The organism is Shouchella patagoniensis, assembly GCF_002019705.1.
In the GTDB taxonomy this organism is placed as follows: domain Bacteria; phylum Bacillota; class Bacilli; order Bacillales; family Bacillaceae_D; genus Shouchella; species Shouchella patagoniensis.
The window spans coordinates 143,755-166,163 of the sequence record NZ_KV917377.1 but is presented as its reverse complement, the minus strand read 5'-3'; the positions used below and the strand labels follow the sequence as shown (position 1 = coordinate 166,163).

At 39.6% G+C, this 22,409-nt stretch carries 26 protein-coding genes; 6 read left to right on the top strand and 20 right to left on the bottom strand.

Translation table 11 applies throughout. The annotated features are described in order from the left end of the window. Window positions 1-132 precede the first annotated feature (132 nt). Window positions 133-1,683: a stage V sporulation protein B gene (gene spoVB, locus BK584_RS00990; RefSeq protein WP_078390860.1), complete on the top strand. Its 1,551-nt coding sequence runs from the start codon at window positions 133-135 to the stop codon at window positions 1,681-1,683. A 38-nt stretch (window positions 1,684-1,721) separates the two neighbouring features. On the opposite strand, the gene BK584_RS00985 is transcribed toward spoVB, so the two are convergent. Continuing rightward, window positions 1,722-1,970 carry a hypothetical protein gene (locus BK584_RS00985; protein WP_078390859.1) on the bottom strand — a complete coding sequence of 83 codons (249 nt, stop codon included), beginning with the start codon at window positions 1,968-1,970 and terminating at the stop codon, window positions 1,722-1,724. Between the two features lie 89 nt (window positions 1,971-2,059). Next, window positions 2,060-2,524 (bottom strand): YetF domain-containing protein, encoded by a 465-nt coding sequence (locus BK584_RS00980; protein WP_078390858.1) that lies wholly within the window; start codon window positions 2,522-2,524, stop codon window positions 2,060-2,062. Between the two features lie 130 nt (window positions 2,525-2,654). Here BK584_RS00980 and BK584_RS00975 point away from each other — a divergent pair, with 130 nt between their 5' ends. Next, window positions 2,655-3,035 (top strand): TIGR04086 family membrane protein, encoded by a 381-nt coding sequence (locus BK584_RS00975; RefSeq protein ID WP_078390857.1) that lies wholly within the window; start codon window positions 2,655-2,657, stop codon window positions 3,033-3,035. Window positions 3,036-3,080: 45 nt separating this feature from the next. Here BK584_RS00975 and yajC read toward each other — a convergent pair whose 3' ends face one another. The 7 genes from yajC to BK584_RS00940 all read right to left on the bottom strand — a co-directional run bounded on the left by yajC (window position 3,081) and on the right by BK584_RS00940 (window position 8,143). Further along, window positions 3,081-3,356, bottom strand: coding sequence for a preprotein translocase subunit YajC (gene yajC / locus BK584_RS00970; protein WP_078390856.1), 276 nt, complete (start codon window positions 3,354-3,356; stop codon window positions 3,081-3,083). A 42-nt stretch (window positions 3,357-3,398) separates the two neighbouring features. Beyond that, window positions 3,399-4,547 carry a tRNA guanosine(34) transglycosylase Tgt gene (gene tgt, locus BK584_RS00965; protein WP_078390855.1) on the bottom strand — a complete coding sequence of 383 codons (1,149 nt, stop codon included), beginning with the start codon at window positions 4,545-4,547 and terminating at the stop codon, window positions 3,399-3,401. A gap of 18 nt (window positions 4,548-4,565) precedes the next feature. Then, a complete protein-coding gene (gene queA / locus BK584_RS00960; RefSeq protein ID WP_078390854.1) occupies window positions 4,566-5,594 on the bottom strand; it encodes a tRNA preQ1(34) S-adenosylmethionine ribosyltransferase-isomerase QueA in 1,029 nt (342 codons plus the stop codon). Between the two features lie 86 nt (window positions 5,595-5,680). Next, the gene (locus BK584_RS00955) at window positions 5,681-5,884 is read right to left on the bottom strand and encodes a DUF2905 domain-containing protein (protein WP_078390853.1); all 204 of its coding nucleotides are present in this window, start codon (window positions 5,882-5,884) and stop codon (window positions 5,681-5,683) included. Then, window positions 5,877-6,878: a Holliday junction branch migration DNA helicase RuvB gene (ruvB, locus tag BK584_RS00950; RefSeq protein ID WP_078390852.1), complete on the bottom strand. Its 1,002-nt coding sequence runs from the start codon at window positions 6,876-6,878 to the stop codon at window positions 5,877-5,879. The genes BK584_RS00955 and ruvB overlap by 8 nt, the downstream gene beginning before the upstream one ends. A 16-nt stretch (window positions 6,879-6,894) precedes the next feature. Continuing rightward, complete coding sequence (gene ruvA, locus BK584_RS00945; protein ID WP_078390851.1) at window positions 6,895-7,494, bottom strand: Holliday junction branch migration protein RuvA; 600 nt, start codon at window positions 7,492-7,494, stop codon at window positions 6,895-6,897. 112 nt (window positions 7,495-7,606) lie between these two features. Beyond that, on the bottom strand, window positions 7,607-8,143 hold the full coding sequence (locus BK584_RS00940) for a BofC C-terminal domain-containing protein (protein ID WP_078390850.1): 537 nt from the start codon (window positions 8,141-8,143) through the stop codon (window positions 7,607-7,609). A gap of 160 nt (window positions 8,144-8,303) precedes the next feature. On the opposite strand from BK584_RS00940, the gene BK584_RS00935 reads away from it, so the two are divergent. Next, a complete protein-coding gene (locus BK584_RS00935; RefSeq protein WP_078390849.1) occupies window positions 8,304-8,687 on the top strand; it encodes a cupredoxin domain-containing protein in 384 nt (127 codons plus the stop codon). A gap of 24 nt (window positions 8,688-8,711) precedes the next feature. Here BK584_RS00935 and BK584_RS00930 read toward each other — a convergent pair whose 3' ends face one another. The 5 genes from BK584_RS00930 to nadB all read right to left on the bottom strand — a co-directional run bounded on the left by BK584_RS00930 (window position 8,712) and on the right by nadB (window position 14,325). Beyond that, window positions 8,712-9,500, bottom strand: a complete 789-nt coding sequence (locus BK584_RS00930; RefSeq protein ID WP_078390848.1) for a YhcN/YlaJ family sporulation lipoprotein — start codon at window positions 9,498-9,500, stop codon at window positions 8,712-8,714. A gap of 78 nt (window positions 9,501-9,578) precedes the next feature. Beyond that, complete coding sequence (locus BK584_RS00925; protein ID WP_169870970.1) at window positions 9,579-10,730, bottom strand: LysM peptidoglycan-binding domain-containing protein; 1,152 nt, start codon at window positions 10,728-10,730, stop codon at window positions 9,579-9,581. 151 nt (window positions 10,731-10,881) lie between these two features. Next, window positions 10,882-11,976, bottom strand: a complete 1,095-nt coding sequence (gene nadA / locus BK584_RS00920; RefSeq protein WP_078390846.1) for a quinolinate synthase NadA — start codon at window positions 11,974-11,976, stop codon at window positions 10,882-10,884. Beyond that, the gene (nadC, locus tag BK584_RS00915) at window positions 11,973-12,821 is read right to left on the bottom strand and encodes a carboxylating nicotinate-nucleotide diphosphorylase (protein ID WP_078390845.1); all 849 of its coding nucleotides are present in this window, start codon (window positions 12,819-12,821) and stop codon (window positions 11,973-11,975) included. The genes nadA and nadC overlap by 4 nt, the downstream gene beginning before the upstream one ends. Continuing rightward, window positions 12,814-14,325, bottom strand: a complete 1,512-nt coding sequence (nadB, locus tag BK584_RS00910) for an L-aspartate oxidase (protein WP_078390844.1) — start codon at window positions 14,323-14,325, stop codon at window positions 12,814-12,816. The genes nadC and nadB overlap by 8 nt, the downstream gene beginning before the upstream one ends. 81 nt (window positions 14,326-14,406) lie before the next feature. Between nadB and BK584_RS00905 the strand changes: the two genes are divergently transcribed. Next, window positions 14,407-15,522: a cysteine desulfurase family protein gene (locus tag BK584_RS00905; RefSeq protein WP_078390843.1), complete on the top strand. Its 1,116-nt coding sequence runs from the start codon at window positions 14,407-14,409 to the stop codon at window positions 15,520-15,522. A 5-nt stretch (window positions 15,523-15,527) separates the two neighbouring features. Further along, window positions 15,528-16,061: a transcription repressor NadR gene (locus BK584_RS00900; protein WP_367579276.1), complete on the top strand. Its 534-nt coding sequence runs from the start codon at window positions 15,528-15,530 to the stop codon at window positions 16,059-16,061. 19 nt (window positions 16,062-16,080) lie between these two features. On the opposite strand, the gene pheA is transcribed toward BK584_RS00900, so the two are convergent. The 4 genes from pheA to BK584_RS00880 form a co-directional block, all read right to left on the bottom strand. Next, window positions 16,081-16,959 carry a prephenate dehydratase gene (gene pheA, locus BK584_RS00895; protein WP_078390841.1) on the bottom strand — a complete coding sequence of 293 codons (879 nt, stop codon included), beginning with the start codon at window positions 16,957-16,959 and terminating at the stop codon, window positions 16,081-16,083. A 16-nt stretch (window positions 16,960-16,975) separates the two neighbouring features. Further along, entirely contained in the window at window positions 16,976-17,419 is a 444-nt protein-coding gene (locus BK584_RS00890) for an ACT domain-containing protein (RefSeq protein ID WP_054709131.1), read from the bottom strand. 155 nt (window positions 17,420-17,574) lie between these two features. Next, complete coding sequence (gene obgE, locus BK584_RS00885; protein ID WP_078390840.1) at window positions 17,575-18,861, bottom strand: GTPase ObgE; 1,287 nt, start codon at window positions 18,859-18,861, stop codon at window positions 17,575-17,577. A 22-nt stretch (window positions 18,862-18,883) separates the two neighbouring features. Beyond that, window positions 18,884-19,423: a Spo0B domain-containing protein gene (locus BK584_RS00880; RefSeq protein WP_078390839.1), complete on the bottom strand. Its 540-nt coding sequence runs from the start codon at window positions 19,421-19,423 to the stop codon at window positions 18,884-18,886. Between the two features lie 509 nt (window positions 19,424-19,932). On the opposite strand from BK584_RS00880, the gene BK584_RS25480 reads away from it, so the two are divergent. Next, window positions 19,933-20,076, top strand: coding sequence for a YrzI family small protein (locus BK584_RS25480; protein WP_078390838.1), 144 nt, complete (start codon window positions 19,933-19,935; stop codon window positions 20,074-20,076). Window positions 20,077-20,100: 24 nt separating this feature from the next. Here BK584_RS25480 and hemY read toward each other — a convergent pair whose 3' ends face one another. Next, window positions 20,101-21,480, bottom strand: a complete 1,380-nt coding sequence (gene hemY / locus BK584_RS00870) for a protoporphyrinogen oxidase (RefSeq protein ID WP_078390837.1) — start codon at window positions 21,478-21,480, stop codon at window positions 20,101-20,103. Continuing rightward, entirely contained in the window at window positions 21,477-22,409 is a 933-nt protein-coding gene (gene hemH / locus BK584_RS00865; protein ID WP_078390836.1) for a ferrochelatase, read from the bottom strand. The genes hemY and hemH overlap by 4 nt, the downstream gene beginning before the upstream one ends.

Sequence of the window (22,409 nt, the reverse complement as noted above, 5' to 3'; positions counted from 1 at the left end):
ATAAAAGCAGTTCCTGCTATCTTAACTCAATTTAACCAATCTGATGGTTGTCACACATGCTTGTCATGTCCTGTCCAACTGAGCATACACATAGTATTAAAACAGGCTCTAAGACGAAAAGGCAGGGTTGCCATGACTAAACAAACTTTTATTAGAGGTACGCTCATTTTAATAGCAGCAGGCTTTATTACAAAAGTTTTGGGCTTCATTAATCGAATTGTTATGGCTAGAATGCTTGGTGCTGAAGGCGTTGGTCTTTACATGATGGCCATTCCTACAATGTTGCTATTGTTGACATTAACACAACTAGGCTTACCCGTTGCCATAGCAAAGCTAGTAGCAGAAGCAGAAGCTATTGGTAATAGGCAGCGTATAAAAAAAATCCTTGCCGTTTCTCTTGCAATAACTGGGCTGCTTAGCATCTTATTTACTGCAGCAATGTTTTTACTTGCTCCATTAATTGCAACAACGATGCTAACTGACACTCGCGCAATCTTTCCATTATTTGCTGTCATTCCAATTGTGCCTATTATAGCACTTTCATCTGTTTTACGGGGGTATTTCCAAGGACGCCAAAATATGAAACCTACAGCCTATGCACAGGTAATCGAGCAAATTGTTCGCATTACGTTAGTAGCGGTTTTAACTGCTGCTTTTATGCCTTTTGGCTTAGAATACGCTGCGGCTGGTGCAATGCTATCTGCGATTTGTGGGGAATTTGCTTCCTTGCTCTATATGATGTTTTTATTTAAATCTCAAAAAACCTTCCGTTTTAGACGGCGTTTTTTTTCTACAATAAAAGGAGAAAGAAAGACACTTTCTGACTTACTCCATATCGCTCTTCCAACGACAGGGAGTAGACTTATTGGCACTACCGCTCTATTTTTTGAACCAATTGTAGTTGCACAAAGCTTAGCCATAGCTGGGACGATGACCGTGGTGGCTACACAACAATACGGGCTGCTCGTTGGGTATGTTGTTCCTTTATTAACACTTCCCACTTTTATTACGTATTCCTTGTCCGTTTCACTTCTACCTAATTTAAGCGAAGCTGCTGCAAACAAACAAACTGTCTTAATTCATCACCGTTTAGAACAAACATTACGCATCGGTTTTTTATCTGGAGGGATATGCGTTGTTATTCTTTATGTATTTGCCAGCGAACTGATGACTCTCATGTATAATGCTCCCCACGCGGCTCCAATGTTACAAATTATGGCTCCTTTTGCTTTATTTCTTTATTTGCAAGGGCCCCTGCAAGCTGCGCTCCAGGCCTTAAATTATGCTAAAGTATCAATGATGAACAGTTTAATTGGCGCTGTAGTTAAAACAGGAGCTATCTTTGCCCTTGCATCCAATGCTAATTTAGGAATTATGGGCGCTGCTTTAGCGATCGTCATTGGTTTTGTTCTCGTCACTATGTTACATTTCGCATCCATTGCGAAGACCACTGGTTTTGCCATTCATGCAAGGCCCGTAATTAAGCTTCTGCTTTTAATTGTGGCAACAGCATACATTGGCATCCAAACAGAAACTCATTTGTTTCACTCCCTTTCATATGGAACAAAAGCACTTTGTTCCATTACGATCACCTCACTAGTCTATATCGCCGGGATTTTTGCTCTTAAACTTTTAACAAAAGAGGAACTACGCCGCTTACCTATCATTGGAAAATATATGTAAAAAAGCACTTTCCGTTTAACAGAAAGTGCTTTTTCCTTTTACCAAAAAAACAAACTAGCTAATGCGACCCCAGCAATTGCCCCTAATGCAATTGGGTAACCCCAATTATAGCCATAGCCTCCGTAAAAACCGCCATAACTAAATCCACGTCTTCCTAAAGGCTGCAAGTATACATGGTCTCTATCTACACGAACAATCCGTCCATAATGGCGCTTTCCGCATTGCTCAGTAATATAGACAGTCTTACCAATATTTTCATGGCACATCTTATAATAATTCTCTCCCATATGAGAACCTCCTTCCACGTTCGTACACAATAGCATATGAAGTGGAATTCTAGACGTGTCCACATCTATCACGGGATGCGAACCCAAATTCATAAGGAATCAATAAAAAAAGAGTGCTTTCCTTTTATAGAACAATAAGAGATTTTGCGAATATCACGATATCCAAATGATCGTAATTGTTGACGGAGCCATAGTTCTGTTTGTTTCAATTCATTAAGACCCTCTTGCTGAATCGTTCCATCTATAATTAAAGGTAATGGAATCATTGATTGCTTTACTTGTTCTTTTCTGTAATTCAATTGACGACCTTTGTTAAAAACACGTCTCTGTTTTTTTAAAAAAATGGAAGCAGAGAATACAACTAAACACAACATGTACATCTGGATATGCACATAAGGGGTTAAAACGGAGGCTATCACTCCCCCAATTAAAAGACATAAAGCAAATTCTTCTGTTTGCATATGACCAATTTCCGTTTTTCGTTTTATCACCAGCATCATTCGCATGGAACTATAAACGGCGATTGCTTGAAGCAACACGAACTTAAGCAGCATCTGCATCTCCTCCAGCATACGTTATTGCTACTATTCCCGGATTATCCCCTTTTATCCAACAGACCTAGCATGTTTTCGTTGTCCAAGCATAAGTATAAAAACGAGTAAGTTTTAAGAGGGGAGGACTTTTATGGAAGGCGGACGTTTTCTACCAGCAATCTTTGTCGGCGTCACAGTGAGTATTGGAATTTCTGTTGTAATTAGTGCCTTAATTGCGACATTGCTTACACTCACCTCACTTACCGAAAACTCTGTTAGCTGGGTCATGATTGCTTTTGCTTTTATCGCGCTATTTATCGGGGGCTTTATAGCTGGCGGTAGAGCAGGGATGAGAGGCTGGCTAGCAGGCGCTTTAACTGCTTTACTTTTTTCAGGCATCGTATTAGCAATTAGTTACCTTGGTTATAATGAAGTGGTTTCTGTAAAGCAGTTACTTCTTTTCGCAGGTTATGTCGGGATTTCATCTTTAGGTGGAATGATTGGAGTTAATTTGTCACATGCAAACAATTAATAAAAAAAACATGGCTAGGAAATCCCTGCCATGTTTTTTATCTTATTAATCAGATTGCACCACTTCACGAATCGCTGAACGATCGTAAGTAAGCTTGCGGTTATCGTTCACAAGAAGAACAACTACTGATTCGTCAATTGAATCAATTACACCATGAAGACCGCCAATCGTGATAATTTTATCACCACGTTGCAGCGATGCATGCATTTCTCTTACCTTTTTTTGCTGTTTTTGTTGCGGACGGATAAGCAAGAAATAAAACAGCACGATGATCCCGATAAATGGGAGCATTGTTACTAATAGGCTTGCACCTTCATTCATAAGATAATCCTCCTTTCTTTCATACGAAACGCCAAAACTTCTTTAAAAGTTCTTAGCGTTCTCCTTATTAAAGCCATAGTCCTCAAAAAACTGTGCGCGAAAATCAAGTAGACGATCGTCCACAATAGCCTGGCGAACTTGTTTCATTAAATTCAAAAGAAAATACAAATTATGGTAAGTCGTTAAACGAAAGCCAAATGTTTCTTCACATTTAATGAGGTGCCGTATATAAGCACGCGAGTACGTTCGGCATACATGACAATCGCAATTTTCATCCAAGGGACGAAAATCTCGGGCGTATTTCGCATTGCGGACAACCAATCTTCCTGCACTTGTCATACAAGTACCATTTCGCGCGATGCGGGTTGGCAAGACGCAATCGAACATATCAATACCTCTTATTGCCCCGTCAATTAACGAATCAGGCGAACCTACTCCCATTAAGTACCGAGGTTTATCTTCAGGCATTAATGGCGTAGTGAACTCCAGTACGCGATTCATGACATCTTTCGGTTCTCCGACAGACAGTCCACCTACAGCATAACCGGGGAAATCTAGCGATGTCAAATCTTTTGCGCTTTGTTTCCGAAGTTCTTCGTATTCTCCACCTTGTATGATTCCAAACAGTCCCTGGTGACTATCTTTTCCAGCTTGCTGATGTTCAGTTAAACACCTTTCTGCCCAACGACTCGTTCTTTCTACTGATGATTTCATATATGAATAATCAGCTGGATAAGGTGGACACTCATCAAAAGCCATCATAATATCTGACCCAAGAGAATGTTGAATTTGCATTGCTTTTTCAGGAGAAAGAAACAACTTCGCTCCACTTAAGTGATTACGAAAATGTACACCTTCTTCGGTGATTTTCCTTAAATCACTCAAACTAAATACTTGGAATCCACCTGAATCAGTCAAAATGGGTTTATTCCAATTCATAAAGGAATGCAATCCACCTGCTTCTTCGATAATGTCTTCTCCAGGTCTTAACCATAAATGATACGTATTACTTAAAATAATCTGTGCATCCATTCTCTCCAGATCCTCTGGACTCATAGTCTTAACCGTAGCTAGTGTCCCTACAGGCATAAACATCGGTGTTTCAAATGAACCATGAGGTGTATGAACACGACCAAGTCTCGCTCCAGATTGCTTACATGTTTTTATATGTTCATAAGTAACTGCAGTCAATTTCCTCTTCCCTTCTTCTTACGGTCGTATAAACATCGCGTCGCCAAAACTAAAAAAACGATAACGTTCTTTTACTGCGTGCGTGTAAGCTTGCATTAAAGGTTCTTTACCAACGAGTGCACTTACTAACATCACTAGTGTAGATTTAGGGAGATGAAAGTTTGTAAGGAGGCCATCAACCGCACGATACGTATAGCCTGGATAAATAAAAATGGATGTCCAGCCAGTTGCAGCTACAAAATCATTATGTTCTGAGTAAACGGTTTCCAACGTGCGTGCTGACGTCGTTCCAACAGCAATTATTCTTCCGCCTGCTTTTCGAGTGCCCCTTAAAATTGTTGCAGCTGAATCACTAAGCGCATAATATTCCGAGTGCATCAAATGATCTTCTACACTTTCTACACTTACAGGACGAAATGTCCCTAAACCAACATGTAATGTCAGGTAGACAATCGAAACACCTTTTTCTTTAATACGATTAAGTAATTCTGCAGTAAAGTGCAACCCTGCTGTAGGTGCTGCTGCAGAGCCTAACTGATTTGCATAAACCGTTTGATAGCGGTCTGAATCATCTAGGCGCTCTTTAATATATGGTGGTAGCGGCATTGTTCCAAGTTTCTCAAGAAGTTCATAAAAAACACCTTTATAGTTGAATTGGAACTGTCTTCCTCCATCAGGAAGCACATTCGTACAAATAGCGGTTAGCGCCCCTTCACCAAAAGAGACTTCCGTACCAACTTTAATTCTCTTCGCTGGCTTTGCTAACGTTTCCCATACATCATTTTCAAGCTGTTTTAATAACAATACTTCAATAACAGCCCCAGTTTCTTTCTTTTCGCCAATCAATCTCGCCGGAAGTACTTTTGTGTCATTTAAAACGAGACAATCTCCAGCCTTTAATTCCATTTCAATATCAGAAAAAGCTTTATCGCTCAAGTCTTTTGTCTGTTTATCCAGTACCAACATACGAGAATCAGTCCTCGTTTTCAAAGGTGTCTGGGCAATTAACTCTTCTGGTAATTCAAAATCAAAATCATTTACATTCACATTATCACCTTATCCGTCTTAACTGAAACGCTGCTTGCATGAAACCTTTCTTAGCATACATGGCATTTCTACTCCTTGCAACACTCTTAGCGCCGGAACAGTGAGAACAATATAGATAGCACGATGCTAATAACAATACATGTAACAATTGGAAAATAAAAGGACACTTGACCATTTTTAAAAAACAAGTCACCTGGCAAACGTCCAAGTGGTATTAAACGCCCAAGCAATTGCCAAAGCACTCCAATAATAATAAGAACGACACCAACAATTACGAGTGTTTTACCCATTTTTATATTCCAATCCATAATGAGAATAACAAAGTGGCGTTGCAATCCGTCCTCGCGGCGTTCTTTGGATAAAGCCTATTTGCAATAAGTAAGGCTCATAAACCTCTTCAATCGTATCCGATTCCTCACCAATTGTAGCAGCAATCGTCTCAAGTCCAACTGGACCGCCGTTAAATCTCTCCATCATGCTTTTTAACAATTTGTCATCAATATGGTCTAGACCTAGTGGATCAACATGAAGCTTTTCCAACGCATCACTTGCCCCCTTAAGAGTAATGGAAGGAGCTCCACTAACTTGTGTAAAGTCTCTAACTCTCCGCAAAAGACGATTGGCTATTCGAGGGGTCCCTCTTGAACGTCTAGCAACCTCAAGTCCCGCTTCTTTGGATAGCTCCACACCGAATACTTTTGCAGATCTTTCAACAATTAAGGCAAGTTCCTTAGGATGATAATACTCAAGCCTAGACAGAACACCAAACCGATCTCTAAGGGGAGAAGAGATCATTCCCGCTCTCGTTGTTGCACCTACTAATGTGAATGGTGGTAAATCAAGTCGAACGGATCGAGCTGTTGGTCCTTTCCCGATAACGATATCGAGGCAAAAATCCTCCATCGCTGGATATAGAACCTCTTCTACTACACGATTTAAGCGATGTATTTCATCAATAAAAAGAACGTCTCCAGGTTCAAGTGCTGTTAAAATCGCGGCTAAGTCTCCTGCCCTTTCGATAGCAGGACCAGAGGTTGTGCGAAGCTCTCCACCCATTTCTGCCGCTATAATAGCAGCAAGCGTTGTCTTCCCAAGACCAGGCGGTCCATATAAAAGGACATGATCTAGTGCTTCTTGTCGCATTTTTGCCGCTTCCATAAATACTGCTAAGTTGGCTTTAACCGCCTCCTGGCCAATATAATCTTCCAAAGTGTTTGGGCGTAAATTTTGTTCATTTGCCATCTCGGCTTCCGTAGCCTCCGCTGAGACGATACGGTCTTCCATAGTAGTCACCCCGCTATTAGGTCTTCAGCATAAGTGCAAGTGCACGCTTTATGTACCCATCTGTTTCAAGCTCTTCATTTTTAAGCTGTTTTTCAACCTTTTTCAATTCTTTATCCACATAGCCAAGTGCTCGCAATGCCTCAAGAGCATCTTGTAAATCAACATTTTCTGTATTCACCGTATTAAGTGTGGACCTATTCATTAGTGAAGGTGAAAACTCTTCTAATTTTCCTTTTAGATCAAGTATAATTTGCCGAGCGGTTTTCTTTCCCACGCCTGGAAATCGAACAAGGAGTGCATCATCTTCCTCTTCAATCGCTTGAACAATATGTTCTGGTTGTCCAGATGCTAAGATGGCCAATGCTCCTTTTGGACCTATCCCACTAACATTAAGCAATTTCTCAAATAAAGCACGTTCCATTTTGTTTGAAAAACCGTATAGACGTTGAGTGTCTTCACGTACATAATGATAAGTTGGCACAATTATTTCTGTCATTGTATTTTGAGAAAAGCGGTACGGGTTTGCACAATAAATTTGGTACCCAACCCCATTTGTTTCAACAACAAGGTACGCAGGTTCAATTTCAACTAATACCCCTTTAATATAATCAATCATTTAGTCTCTCCCCTACTTTTGCAAAAAGCGAACATTTATTTCTATTTTAGCATAGAGAAACTTTTTAGTCATTAAAGTCAAACGACAAAAAAACTGCTAAGGCTAGCAGTTTTTAATATAGTTTTTCAAGAGTATCCGTTAGCATTTGTAAATCTTTTATACGAATCCCCTCGCTGAGTTCTAGTAACTGATTTGTCGTTAACTCACTGACGCTTATGTCATTATAAATATGAACAATATCCATCGCTTCAAGCTGCCCGACATATAGTATGACCTCCATGTCTTCAGTCAAACCGATATAGCCATCACGTTTAACTTCAGGAGAAACATCGAGAATATTCTGTCTAAAATGAGCGAAACCAACGGACTGATCAATCAATTGCCAATCTTCATATTCGGCCCAAAAATCTTCCATAGCCCAAATCGTTTCGTTCAGACGTTCTTGTCGTATTTGCCCATCCGCAAAAACCGTTTCTAACAATACCTCTGTTGATGAAGGATAGACTTGTTCACTTTCAACATTTATTGGAGAAGTTTCTTGCTTTTGTTCTTCATGGATTAGCAAAGAAAAACTACCATAAAAAAATCCGACAGAAACAGCTCCTAGTGCAAAGGGAATCCAATTTCGGTTCACCAGTTGTTTGATCATTGCAATCTCCCCCTTATTTCTAACGTAGCACTATCCTTGACTTTTTCTCCCACCTTTATTCAATCTGCTGAAAATTGACACAAGATGATCATAAAATCCTTCTTTGTAAGCGTATAAATCAAGTTAAAATGGGCATAGATGAAATGAGGAGAGTGATACAATGACAAAACAATTTAACATCGTTCTCGCATTAACGTTCATTCTTTTCCTTGCCGCTTGTGGCGGAGCAGACAATAACGAAAATGCAGAACAACCTGAAGACAACAACACAGCTAATGGAGAAACATTAACCATTCAAGCAATGAATTGGCAATTTGATCAAGAAGAATATTCAGTTCCCGCTGGTGAAATGACAATCGAATTAGAAAACGCTGAAGGAAATCATGGCATCATTATTAAAGGTGCTAATGAAGGTGAGGATATTGTCTTAAACAGTTCAGGATCTACAATGGCTACTCTTGAACCTGGCGAATACCAAATCGAGTGCAGTATTCCTTGTGGCTCTGGTCACACTGATATGGTTTCTACATTAATCGTAACGTAAAAAAAGGCCCCGACGGGCCTTTTTTTAACGACTTTTCTCAAATGGTCGATTGGCTGCATTGCCTAAATCTTTCATCATATCACTGAACGTGTTTTCCACTTCTTGAAATGCAGCACCTGAACGAAGGCGATCGTCCATTTTCTGCATATTGGAATACATTTTACGCTCTGAAGTTACAATGACATTTTTCCCATTGCCCGCTGATTCACTTAGATGATTTTTGATTTTATGATCTAAGTCTTTATTTTTACCATCAGCCTCATAACCAACAACGACATCATTACCATTCATAATAACTCGGGCACCTTTAACGCCATCCATTTCTTCAATTTCAGACCTTAAAGATTGAACATGGTTTCCATCATAATCACGATGATAATGAGCTTGTCCATTTTCAGTTGCATGACTGTTATTATGTCCACCCTTTTTATTCATCGATGATTTTTTGAAACTCATTCCTCTTTGCCCTTGCTCTGACTTCCTGTTTAATATGCCGTTTTCATCAACCATGCCTGAACGGTGATCCCCGGTCATTCCACGGAACTGATTCGCTTTATGATTATGTTCATAATTTGCACGGGCATTATTCATTCGTCCGTTTTTACTGGAGAAACGGTTGTCTCGATAATATTCTTTTCCTCCGGCGCCATTTCCATAATAAGGATAGTTGGCTGTATATCCACCTTCATCATAACCCATTTGAGCATCAGAACCACGATACATATTTGCATTTGACCCTTGATTTTGGCCACATCCTGTTAGACCGACCATTAGTACACTGGCACACATAAACGTTAAAGCAGCTTTTTTCATTTTTTAACTCCCCCTTTCGAACTTAGTTTGCACCGAAAGAGGGAGTTTAACCTGTTAGATGTTGCCTGTAAAAATCATTTATTCTTGTGAATCCTTTTCTTCATACGCATTTACTTGTTGTCTTGGTTCATACTCCTGCATCATTGGCTCGATAGAATTCATACCTTGTTGGTACATTGCGTTATGCGTCATCATTCTCGGTGCTTGATTATGCACCATTGAGTAAGATTGTTGTTGGGGAATTTGAGCTTGACTGTTAAAAGACTGTTGATGTTGATGCATCGGCATATTCATTTGCTGCGACTGATAACCTTGATTTGATTGCCCATACAACAAATTTTGTTGATGGTAATTGTGTTCTTGTGGCTGCGTTCCATAATTATTCATGTTCTGAGACGCAAACCCTGTTTCCGCTTGAGATGAGTCCATTGGCATGGCAGGCCAATTTGATTGGGCTGCATAATTTGGCTGTTGATTCGGCATGTATTGCTGTTGCTGGTGCTGTTGCGGAAAAGTAAACTGTTGATTTTGATGTGTATTATTCTGCTGATAAGGATTAAATTCTTGTTGATTTGGCATAAATGGATTGTTTTGTGAGAAATTATGGTTGTAGTTGTGATCCCCATTAAATGATGGTTGTTGTTTTACAGAATATGGATCATATTGTTGGTAATTTCCTTGTTGCTGATTTGTCATTTGCATCGGCTGCATGTTCGCATTTGGAGGAGGTGATTGCATCCATTGTTGCACTTGTGCATTTTGTTGAGCAAATCCACCATTAGTTGGCATTGAAAAAGATTGTTGTTTTCCTTGGCATGGCGCGCAAGGAGGCTTTGGCGGAAGTGGTAGTAACTCATTTGATTGTTGCATTGGTTTCTGTTGTTCAAATGTAGGCCCTTTTTTATTTGATTGTGGAGGTGACGGCATCTGAATTTCGGGTTTTGTTTTTTTAATTTCCTGAGCTTTTATCTCTGATTTTTTTAATGGCTGCACAGATTCTTTTTTAGGTATCGTTTCTTTTTGTTTTTGAGACGTCAATTGTTTATTCGTTTCTGTTTTTTCTTTTCTTACCACGACTGTGCCTGTTGGAACTTTTAACTTCATTCCAGGCATTAACATTTCAGGATTTACTACATTCGGATTTGCTGATTGAATTTGTTCTGGCTCAACATCATATTTATTCGCAAGTTTCCAAAGTGTATCTCCCTTTTGGACGATATGAATTCTCACTAGTCCAATCCCCTTTCATATAGGCATTCGTACACAGTATGCATGTTTAGACCTTTCGGTTCTCAGTTCTTATCAACACTCACACACACTTTATGTTTTGATACCTTGGCTTATGCCAAAAAAAGCACAGACAATTGCCTGTGCTATCCACCTATACATGTATTAACATTCGTTCTAATGCCATTTTGGCATAATTGGTAGTATCTTTAGGAACATTAATTTCAAATTGCTTAACTCCATCCATTAATAAATCAAGTGTCCTACATAAATGTTCTAAATCAATTCGGTTCATTGTTAAACAAGGACACATATTTGCATTTAATGAACTAATTTCTTTATCTGAATGAATACTTGCCAATCGTTTTACTAAATTCATTTCTGTTCCAACTGCCCACCTCGTGCCTGGTTTTGCATTCTTAATCGTTTCTATAATATAGTGTGTGCTACCTGCCATATCTGCTGCTTGAACAACTTCATGACTACATTCAGGGTGAACGATTACTTTTGTGTTTGGCGAGTTTTGTCTTATATCGTCAATTTGAGCCAATGTGAATTTTTCATGGACTGAACAGTGTCCTTTCCACAAGATGACAATCACATCCTCAATTGTCCCACCATTCGTTAACTCAAGCTCATCTGTTCGCGGATTCCAGACCGCCATCCGATGCAAGGGAATGCCCAATGCATAGGCTGTGTTACGCCCTAAATGCTGATCTGGCAAAAACAAGAGCCTTTGCTTGTTTTCTAGCGCCCATTTAACCATATTTTCTGCGTTTGAAGACGTTACGCAAGCCCCTCCTTTTTGACCACAAAACGCTTTTATTTCTGCAGTTGAATTTACATACGTTAGAGGGAGAATGGTGTCTCCAAACAGATCGATTAGCTTTGTCCATGCTCTTTCTGTTTGGGATATAGATGCCATATCTGCCATAGAACAACCTGCAGCAAGATCAGGTAAAAGTACCGTTTGTCGATCTTTTGTAAGCATATCGGCCGTTTCAGCCATAAAATGAACACCACAAAAAACAATGAAATCCGCTTTACTTTCTTCACATATTTGCGCTAATTGAAGTGAATCCCCTGTAAAATCAGCAAATTGAATGACATCTTCTCTTTGATAATGATGCCCAGGAATAAGAAGTCTACTTCCGAAATGCTCTTTTGCACGTTTAATCCTTGCTTTTTTTTCATCATCTGTCATTTCGCGATAGTACTCTGGCAACCTTGCGATTTGATTGATGTTCATCTAAAAACCTCCTTATGTACAAGCATACTTAAATCAAGCGCCTTAACGGAATGCGTTAAATAACCGAGTGAAATATAATCAACCCCTGTATGTGCATACGATCCAAGATTTTCTTGCTTAATTCCTCCAGAAGCCTCTGTTAAAATAGTGTCAGGAACAACACTTACATAACTTTTTACTTCGTCAGGTGAAGCATTATCAAACATTATTACATCTACACCAGACTCCACTGCTTCCTTTACCTCACTTAAATTAGTAGTCTCCACCTCCACTTTCACGAGTGGACCAATCTTCTCTTTTACACTTGCAACGGCCTTCTTGATCGAGCCAGAAGCTGCAATATGATTTTCTTTCAACATGACGGCATCATCAAGACCAAATCGATGGTTTTTACCACCACCAATTTGTACAGCTCTTTTATCAAACATTCGTAAACCTGGCATCGTTTTCCTTGTATCACAAATCTGAATCGAATGATCGTTTAATATAGTTATTGCTTGTGCCGTTAAAGTAGCAATTCCACACATTCTTTGTAACAAATTAAGCAACACGCGTTCCCCAGCTAATAATACATCCGTTCTCCCGCTTAAAAAACAAAGCGATTGACCGTAAGTAACCCAGTCACCATCGTTAACCATAAATTGAACTTCAACCGATTCATCCAATATCCGGTATAGTTGCACTACCACTTCTGACCCAGCAAAAACACCTGTATCTTTTGCATTAATAACCATTGTCGTTTTATACCTGTCTTTCAAAAATAAAGATTCACCTGCTTTGTCCCCGTAGCCTATATCTTCAATCAAAAACGCACGAATTGCATCAATTAACATCAGCTTATTCAAAAGTGCCCTCTCCTCTTGTATGTTTTTTTTGAAAGAGTACTGATTGATCTTTCCATTCAGTTGACATATTCGGGTAATCCATTCTCCTGTGTGTACCTCTTGTCTCTTTTCTAGCGCGAGCAGCCTTCGTAATGAAAAGGGCAAGTTCATACAAACACCTGTCTTCAAATTGTTCTTGCTTCGTAGTCTGCTTATCACGAAATGATTGCAACCACTTTTCCATCGCCAGAAGACCTTCTTCTGATCGCTCAATACCAACGAATTGACTCATTTTATCTTGCAATTCTTCTCGAAAGGGCAACATATGGTTTTGCTGATGGCCGCTCTCTTCTTTTACATCTGCTTGTTTATATACACTTCCACTGTCTTTAGACGATAGATGAGAAGCAGCAACTTTCGCAAAATGCAATGCTTCTAATAACGAGTTACTTGCAAGGCGATTCGCGCCGTGAACGCCTGTACATGCCACCTCTCCGATTGCATAGAGTCCACTTACAGAGGTCTCGCCAACATTTGAGGTTTCTACTCCTCCGCACATAAAGTGAGCGCCTGGTTCAACCGGGATGTAATCAACCGCAGGATCTATACCCGCTTGCCTACAAGATTTGTGAATGAAAGGGAATCGCTCAGCGAAATAGGCCATATGTGTTGCATCTAGAAAAACATCTTCTCCTCTTTTTATTGCTTGATTCATTACGGCAGATACAACATCTCGAGCCTCAAGGTCTTGCCTGGGATATGATGACATCAGGCGTTTTCCTGCTTTATTTACTAAATGAGCTCCTTCTCCTCTAACAGCCTCACTAATAAGCCCACTTCCTTTAGTTTTTAATACAGTTGGATGGAATTGAATAAATTCGAGATCTTTTAAGACAGCACCGGCCTGATAAGCTAAATATAATCCGTCACCTGTCGCCCCTGACGTATTAGTAGTACAGCGGTATAATTGCCCAGCTCCACCACTTGCAAGCATGACGGCATCCGCATGCTTAAAACATCCATTAGCTATGATCCCTTGTACTTTATTTTGTTTTACAACAATCTCCGTCACAAGCTGTTCATCTAATTGAACAACTCTCCCGGTGATTACTTGTTGTAATACTTCCACAATCGCTTTACCCGTTTGGTCTTTTAAAGCGTGTAAAACCCTCCGTTTACTATGTGCGCCTTCATTAGCAAGCATATAACCTTCTTTCGTCTTCTCAAAAGGTACACCTAGTTCGACAAGTTCATCAATAAGATTTGGAGCTTGATTCACCATGTCTCTAGCTCGACTCCTATGATTAAAAAAACTTCCTGCCGCCAGCGTATCTGCAAGATGTGCTTGAGGATGGTCGTCTTTATCAACTGCTGCTGCAACTCCTCCTTGGGCGAGGGCAGAGTTACTCTCCATTATTAAATTCTTTGTGATTAACGTCACACGTGCAACATCAGCTAATTGATGGGCAGCCATTAAGCCAGCTACACCTGTCCCAATAATTATGATTGATAAGGGCTGTTTCATAAACTCACTCACTTTACACTTGTCTTGTCACCTATATTTACATAAACTAATAGAAAATACAACTATAGATTGGAGACCATTATGCTTTATTTTGATTACAGCTCAACCACGCCAATATCCAATCAATGTTTGTCTGCTTATTGTTCATATGCAAAACAAGCTTTCGCAAATACAAATAGCCTCCATACATACGGATTGGAGGCAGCAGCAAATCTTGAATCAATTCGCACTCAATTTTCTTCATTGATTGGGTTAAAAAGCGATGAAATTTATTTTACTGGCTCAGGATCGGAAGCAAATTTTTTAGCGATTGTCTCCTTGGCTCTAGCATACAAACGAAAGGGAAAACACATCCTTTCAACCAAAACGGAGCATCCATCTGTTCTTAACGCATTATCTTATTTAGAGAAGCAAGGATATTGCATTACATATATTCCAGTTACGAAAGAAGGAACTGTTACGGTAGATGCACTTGTTGATTCGATTAAACCCGATACGATTTTATGTACCATTGCAGCAGCCTCTAGTGAAATCGGTACAATTCAACCTATTGTCGAGCTTAGTACAATCTTACGCAAGCATGATATACTATTTCATAGTGACTGTATCCAAGCATTTGCAAAAGTACCAATTGACTACACACTATTGGATGCAGCAAGTTTTTCTGCACATAAATTATATGCTCCTAAAGGAACAGGGGCCGCATTTATTTCAAATCGACTGTATTTCAAACCTTTTTATGAAGATACTCGCCATGAAAAAGGTTTTCGTCCAGGAACGGTTGATCTACCTGCTATTGCAGCATTTACACTTGGATTAGAGCATGCAATTCAAGTGCAAGACTCTCTAATGACAAGATTATCGAAGTATCGGCAAAAGGTATATTCAAGATTAATGAACACTGGCAAGTTCACCTTAATTGGGTCCATTGAAAATCGATTACCTTTTCATATGGGCTTGCTCGTTCACGGATGGAGCGGGCAACAATTTATGCTTGAATGTGACCGTGCAGGAATTGCTTTAGCAATTGGATCTGCATGTAGAGCAGGTCAAACAGACATCCCTGAATCACTAAAAGCTATTGGTTTAAACTTAGAAAAAGCTGATCAATATGTACGCCTTACTTTTGGAGAACCAACAACCGAATCCGAAATAGACTTTTTAATTGAAACGTTAATAAAAATTGCTTGTAGGTGATGAGAATGACTGAAAAATTAATTGCAGATGAAAGAAGAAACGCAATCGTAAGATGGCTAACGGAAGAGCAGTCACCGATTACAGGGAGTGAATTAGCAAAACGTTCTGGAGTAAGTAGGCAAGTAATTGTACAAGATATGTCCATACTAAAAGCAAAAGGAGAGCCAATATTTGCGACCGCGCAAGGTTATCTTTATTTTTCTCAAGAAAAAAAAGCAAGAGTGCAACGTCTTATCGCTGTCCAACACAAACCAGATGAAACAGCAGATGAACTATACACTTTCGTTGATTGTGGTCTAACCGTAGTAAATGTCTCGATTGAGCACGCAATTTACGGAGAATTAACTGGGTCTATGCATGTTTCAAACCGGCAAGAAGTGGATCGGTTTTGTTCCCACCTAAAACGTACAAATGCAAACTTGTTATCCGAGTTGACGAATGGTGTTCATTTACATTTAGTAGAAGGTGATTATGATAACCAGATTGAGTCAGCTATTAAAGAATTGGACAAAAAAGGATATTTATTAAAAGAAGAGTAGACCTTAAGGTCTACTCTTCTTATTGTTTCAGCACAGATATCGGTTGATCACTGTACAAGGCATAGGTTCCCAATACTTCTACTTTACAGCCAAGTGCATTTAACTCTGCAATCGCTCCGGGCATTAAAACATCATCCATGAGTTGGTCAACCTCAATAATAAAAAAGTAATTCCCAAGCCCTGTTTTTGTGGGGCGAGACTCAATTTTAGACAAATTTAATTTACGCCATGCGAATGCAGATAGTACCTGATGCAAAGCACCTGTAAAGTCAGATGGCAAAGTTACCATTAAGGTCGTTTTATTACCTAGATGGCTTGGTCCATTTATGGCTAACCCATCTTCTGGTTTGGCCGTTAAGACAATAAAACGAGTTTGATTTTGATCGTAGTCATGAATATTGCTAACAGCAATTTGTAACCCATATGTTCGCGCAGCTTGCTCATTTGCGATAACACATGCATTTTCATTCGGATGTTGCGACAGCCACGCCGCAGCTTGTCCAGTTGAATCAGCATATTCGATCTCAATATCCGGATAATGTTTTTGTAAATAATGATGGCATTGAGCAATTGCTTGAGGATGAGAGATTACTTTTTTAGGAATAAAATCCTTTGCATTTTTAGTCGGCGACATCAATAAATGTTGAGCGATTCGAATAGACATACTCGCAACGATTGGCATCGGTTTTTGATGAATAAAATAATCAAGGGTTAGATTTACTGTACCTTCAATAGCATTTTCGATCGGAACAACCGCATAGTCAATTGCCTTTTCGAATGCAAGATCAATTACTTTCGGAATCGTTTTTAACGGAATCAATTCTTCTTCTGGAAATAATCCTTTAGCTGCAATCTCCGTAAATGTGCCTCGCGGGCCTAAATATCCAACTTTCCTCAAAAATAACGCATCCTTTCTAAGAACCAGAGCCAACCATCTCGACCCTGTCTACAGCTTCTAACGCTTCCATACGTTCAAACAATTCATTTAAGTCAATTTCGATTGGAGCAGTATCTACTGATAATGTAATATTTGCCCGCCCTTGCAGCGGTATCGTTTGATTAATTGTTAAGATGTTTGCACCTGTTTGTGCGACTATATTTAATAACTGTGACAATGTACCCGATTTATCTTCAAGATTAATCGATAACGTAATAATTCTCTCTTTAGCTATCGCATGGAATGGGAAGATGCCATCTTTATATTTATAAAAAGCACTTCGACTTAACCCTACACGATGAACAGCTTCATTGATTTTTTTTGATTTTCCAGTTGATAACAGCGCTTTCGCTTCTAATGTTCGCTGCATCGCATCAGTGAGCATATCTTCTCGAACAAGAAAAAACTGCTTTTTTGACAACGCATGGCACCTCCTTTACCCGTACACTACACGTATACATGTACCTATTTCCATTATAGTGGCTTATTCTTATTCTAACGAATAAACCGAAATTTTATTTTTCATGACAATAACCAGTACAGTAATTAACTGACTGGCTATGCATTTAACGATCCTTATTCAATAAACTCAAATTCAAATTTCATCACACGCACAAGGTCCCCGTCTTTTGCGCCTCGTTCTCTTAACGCAGCATCGACACCCATATGGCGTAATTTCCTTGCAAATCGACGAACAGATTCATCTCTTGAGAAATCAGTCATTTTAAACACACGCTCAAGTTCTGCTCCCGCTAATTCATATACCCCGTCATCCCCTCTTGTAATGATAAAAGGATCGACGGGCGCTTCATGTTTATACATTACACGTGCTTCTTCATCCGATTCTTCATCATATAAAGGAAACTCCGGTGCTTTTTCAAGCTCATCCGCAATTGCTAACAGCAATTCACGAACACCTTCTTTTGTTAATGCAGAAATTGGGAAAATAACAGCTTCTTCACCAACAGCCTCTTTAAACTTGTTCAAGTTGTCAAGCGAGTTAGGCATGTCCATTTTATTCGCCACAATAATTTGCGGTCGTTCTGTTAAACGATAATTATATTGTGAAAGCTCTTCGTTAATTTTATTATAATCCTCAATTGGGTCACGTCCTTCTAATGCCGACATATCCACAACGTGAACAATGACCCGTGTTCTTTCGATATGACGCAAAAACTGATGACCTAACCCAATCCCTTCATGGGCTCCTTCAATCAATCCAGGTAGATCAGCCATAACAAAACTACGATTATCTTGCGTATCAACAACTCCTAAATTCGGTGTTATTGTTGTAAAATGATAATCGGCAATTTTAGGTTTTGCAGCAGATGCAATTGAAAGTAACGTTGATTTACCTACAGAAGGAAACCCAACCAAACCAACATCGGCTAGTACTTTTAATTCAAGAACAATGTTTCTTTCTTGTCCAGGCTCGCCATTTTCAGCGTGATCAGGGGCTGGATTCACTGGAGTTGCAAAACGAACGTTTCCACGACCTCCACGACCGCCTTTCGCCACGACCGCTCGTTGACCGTGTTCTGTTAAATCAGCTAGCATGACTCCTGTTGCTTCATCTGTCACAATCGTACCTGGGGGAACCTTAACAATTAAATCCATTGCATTTTTACCATGCATATTTTTGGACATACCGTGATCGCCGCGCTTTGCTTTGAAGTGACGGTTATAACGGAAATCCATCAACGTACGCAAACCTTCATCCACTTCAAGAACTACACTTGCCCCACGACCACCATCGCCGCCAGCCGGTCCACCGTCTGGAACATATTTTTCACGGCGATACGCCGCCATTCCATTTCCACCGTCTCCACCTTTAGCGTAAACGGTCACTTTATCTACAAACATCTTTATCTTCACCTCTTAAAATCTACTCTTGCATTTGTGATGCGTCTAACAAAAACGTGATAGCATAGCCTTCCCTTTCTAGAAGCTCCACCTTAATTGCGGGAGGCATATCTGCCAAACATTCATGGAATGCCGACTCACTTAAATCGTTATCATAACTTAGTTCAATTAAACACTTTTCATCAAAAAAAGTAAATGAAATCGTTGTTTTGTCACTTTCTTCAGCATCAACAACTTCATTATAGTTGTTAAAAAAACAATCAAAACACGCATATAGCAAATCATCATAGTTAGTTAAAGGAAATAATTCTCCATCAACTTCAATATCAAGTGGATGCTGGGTCGGTTTCCATTTTTGTTCAAGCAGCAACAACGTTGTTTTTGGCATGCCTAAACTACATAATCGGCTCTCATTAGCCGTTTGTTCAACAGCTTCCTGAATCACTGCCATGACTCTTTCTTCGTTTCCGAGTGCCAAATTACCTTTTATCAATTGCAGCACATTCAGCCAATCATGGCGAATCGAACCGAAGATTTGAATCCATTCCTCATTGCTCCTCATTTCCAGCGTTCCTTTCCTTGCTTTTCTAGCACATCCCACCTATTGTATCACAAACTAAAAACCGCAAACAGCGCTGAATCAATATCCCTTTAAATCGACTTTCAGAAGTTTTTTATATTTGTTTTCGGAGAAAATTAAGAAAAATAACTTTACATTTAAATGGGTACCAAGTAAACTTAAGCTGTAAGTTATTAAAATGTAAAGGAGATGAACAATATGAAAGCACTATCAGTTAAGAAAGTAACCTCATATGCTACATCTTGTTCACCTTCCGTTCGTTAATTTCCATTTAAATGCATAGACGGTCGCAGGGGAAAGCTCTGCGTATTATTATCGCAGATCACAACTGCGTTTTTTTTATGCGTTTTAACTGGAAAAATATTGAAGAAGGAGATGAAAAAAATGTTTACAGCAATTCCATTGAACAGAGATCCACAACTATTAGTAATTGAGACGGTGCCAGGATGTACCTAAAGCGCCGCCTTCTGTGAAAGGAGGTAACTAAGTTTATGACTTTTTCGTTTATTTTTTTAACTATTTCAATAAAAAAACGCAAGTACACCGAGCGGGAACTTAAAAAGTTTTTAAATGACAAAAAAATTCTTGATCATCAAGAAGAACTTAAAGTCCGCTATTATAATCATTTCCGTTAAAAAAAACGTGAGCGTTTGCTCACGTTATTTTTTATTTAACTGTTTTGCGGCCTCAATCCCTTGATTCACACAATCTGGGAGCCCTACGCCTTCAAAACCCGCTCCCGCTACAAAAACGCCTGGAAACTCGTTTGATAGCATACTTTTAAAATGTTCAATACGTTTCAGATGACCTACTTTGTATTGAGGCATTGCCTCTTTCCAACGAGTAACTTTTGTGCGAATAGGTTTGCCTGTAATCTTCATTACTTTGTTTAAGTCACGCAACACAGCTTCAACGATTTCTTCTTCTGGCTGATCGACAATTGCTGCATGATCTGGTCGCCCTACGTAAGCTCGCAACAGGGTTTCCCCTTTTGCATTGGTATGAGGCCATTTAGAATCTGTCCAAGTACAGGCAGTAATTGTTTCATCGCCACCTCTTGCAACAACAAAGCCAGTACCGTCATTTCTATGGACGACTTCACCTTCATTAAAAGTCAGCGCCACCGTTGCACAACTTGTTGCTTCCATTACACTTGCTTCCTTGATTAATTCATCGCTACCTGTTAGTTGACTCGCTTTTATAGGTGGCAATGTAATCAATACATTATCATACTCCTTCGTGGCACCATCTTTGAAGAGTAAAGTGTACGTTCCATTATCAAGGCGGTTTATCTTTTTGACACAGTGATTATAATAAATTACACCTTTTTTTAATTGTTCAGCTGCCGCTTCTAAAACAGACTGCAAGCCTGACTTAACAGTTAAAAACATACCTTGTTGTTTTACAGTGGAATTTGCTGGTTTCGTTGTTTCAAGTGCACGTAAAATACTGCCATGTTCTGCTTCGTATCTCAGAAAATGAGGAAAAGTTGCGCGCATACTTAGCTCATATATATTCCCACCATAAATGCCACCAAGCAATGGTTCAATTAATGAGGTAACCATTTCTTTCCCAAGGCGATACTCAAAAAAGTCACCTAAAGAAACATCTTCCCCGTCTTGCACGAGACGAGGTTTATTAAATTCATTCAGCAACTCTCGTTTTCCTTCTGCTGATATAAGGTCGGTTTCCAAAAACAAATCAAGATCTGTTGGAACCCCTAATACCGTTCGCTTAGGATTAGGATAGAGTTGACCTTGCTTTAAAATATAGGCTTGTCCTACTTCGTTACGCACAAGCTGATCACTTAATCCAACACGTTCAATAAGGCGAGTCATACTCTCTTTCCGTTCTAGATAAGAATCAGCTCCACCTTCTACAACGGAATTATGTTCAGTATAAGTAACAACTTTCCCACCTACACGAGATGTTGCTTCATAGACATCATACGAATGATTGCTATTGTCTTCTAACCATAAAGCTGCAGATAAACCTGTGGCACCAGCTCCGATAATTGCTACTCTTTTCTTGACGTTCATTGATTTACTGAACCCAATCGTTTTGTCACCGCATCCGCTAATGCTTGTAAAAATAATGGATTTGCATTTGGCATTGGTGGCCGTAAATAGCGCGCTCCTATTTCATCCGTAACGACTTTGCATTCATAATCGTTGTCATACAAAACTTCTAGATGCTCTGCAACAAAACCAACCGGACAGTACATAAACGTTTTATACCCTTTTTCTTTATAGAGCGTCCGAGTTAAATCTTGCACATCTGGACCTAGCCAAGGGTCAGGTGTATTCCCTTCACTTTGCCACCCAATTTCATAATGAGTAACATTCGCTAAATCAGCTAAAAGCGCAGCCGTCTCTTGCAACTGTTCTGGATAAGGGTCACCCGCAGCTATGATTTTTTCTGGCAAACTATGTGCCGAAAAGATCACGCATAGCTCATCAAGCGAATCAACTTTCTTCATTTCCGTTTCAATTTGGCTTTTCCAGTACTCGAGGAATTTAGGTTCCTTATACCAACTTTCAATCGAATAAATGGTCAAATCACCTAAGTTTTCCGCTTCTTCCTGCGCACGCCCGTTATATGATTTGACGCTAAAAGTAGAGAAATGAGGGGCTAACACAAGTGATACAGCTTCTTCTATTCCATCTTCCTTCATTTGTTTAACAGCATCTTCAATAAATGGATCAATATGCTTTAAACCCAAATAGGGAATGAATTCGATATCGTTCTGCTGTTGATTAAGCGTATTAGCTAGTCCGTGTGCTTGCTCTTCAGTAATTCTCGCTAATGGACTAATCCCACCAATTGCTTCATAGCGTCCTGCTAAGTCTGACAACGCTTCTTCAGAGGGCCGTCGACCACGGCGAATATGCGTGTAATAAGGTTCAATTTCCTCTTTTTTTCGAGGTGTACCATACGCCATTACTAACAGGCCCATTTTCTTTTTCAT

Excerpts from the sequence above, each read along its gene's own strand:
- BK584_RS00975 (WP_078390857.1), top strand. The coding sequence starts at position 2,655 with ATGGAAGGCGGACGTTTTCTACCAGCAATCTTTGTCGGCGTCACAGTG.
- ruvA (WP_078390851.1), bottom strand. The coding sequence starts at position 7,494 with ATGATTGATTATATTAAAGGGGTATTAGTTGAAATTGAACCTGCGTAC.
- BK584_RS00940 (WP_078390850.1), bottom strand. The coding sequence starts at position 8,143 with ATGATCAAACAACTGGTGAACCGAAATTGGATTCCCTTTGCACTAGGA.
- BK584_RS00935 (WP_078390849.1), top strand. The coding sequence starts at position 8,304 with ATGACAAAACAATTTAACATCGTTCTCGCATTAACGTTCATTCTTTTC.
- BK584_RS00900 (WP_367579276.1), top strand. The coding sequence starts at position 15,528 with ATGACTGAAAAATTAATTGCAGATGAAAGAAGAAACGCAATCGTAAGA.
- hemH (WP_078390836.1), bottom strand. The coding sequence starts at position 22,409 with ATGAAAAAGAAAATGGGCCTGTTAGTAATGGCGTATGGTACACCTCGA.
- BK584_RS00980 (WP_078390858.1), bottom strand. The coding sequence starts at position 2,524 with ATGCTGCTTAAGTTCGTGTTGCTTCAAGCAATCGCCGTTTATAGTTCC.
- yajC (WP_078390856.1), bottom strand. The coding sequence starts at position 3,356 with ATGAATGAAGGTGCAAGCCTATTAGTAACAATGCTCCCATTTATCGGG.
- nadB (WP_078390844.1), bottom strand. The coding sequence starts at position 14,325 with ATGAAACAGCCCTTATCAATCATAATTATTGGGACAGGTGTAGCTGGC.
- spoVB (WP_078390860.1), top strand. The coding sequence starts at position 133 with ATGACTAAACAAACTTTTATTAGAGGTACGCTCATTTTAATAGCAGCA.
- BK584_RS00905 (WP_078390843.1), top strand. The coding sequence starts at position 14,407 with ATGCTTTATTTTGATTACAGCTCAACCACGCCAATATCCAATCAATGT.
- BK584_RS00955 (WP_078390853.1), bottom strand. The coding sequence starts at position 5,884 with ATGGGTAAAACACTCGTAATTGTTGGTGTCGTTCTTATTATTATTGGA.
- BK584_RS25480 (WP_078390838.1), top strand. The coding sequence starts at position 19,933 with ATGACTTTTTCGTTTATTTTTTTAACTATTTCAATAAAAAAACGCAAG.
- nadA (WP_078390846.1), bottom strand. The coding sequence starts at position 11,976 with ATGAACATCAATCAAATCGCAAGGTTGCCAGAGTACTATCGCGAAATG.
- BK584_RS00930 (WP_078390848.1), bottom strand. The coding sequence starts at position 9,500 with ATGAAAAAAGCTGCTTTAACGTTTATGTGTGCCAGTGTACTAATGGTC.
- BK584_RS00880 (WP_078390839.1), bottom strand. The coding sequence starts at position 19,423 with ATGAGGAGCAATGAGGAATGGATTCAAATCTTCGGTTCGATTCGCCAT.
- hemY (WP_078390837.1), bottom strand. The coding sequence starts at position 21,480 with ATGAACGTCAAGAAAAGAGTAGCAATTATCGGAGCTGGTGCCACAGGT.
- ruvB (WP_078390852.1), bottom strand. The coding sequence starts at position 6,878 with ATGGAAGACCGTATCGTCTCAGCGGAGGCTACGGAAGCCGAGATGGCA.
- BK584_RS00985 (WP_078390859.1), bottom strand. The coding sequence starts at position 1,970 with ATGGGAGAGAATTATTATAAGATGTGCCATGAAAATATTGGTAAGACT.
- obgE (WP_078390840.1), bottom strand. The coding sequence starts at position 18,861 with ATGTTTGTAGATAAAGTGACCGTTTACGCTAAAGGTGGAGACGGTGGA.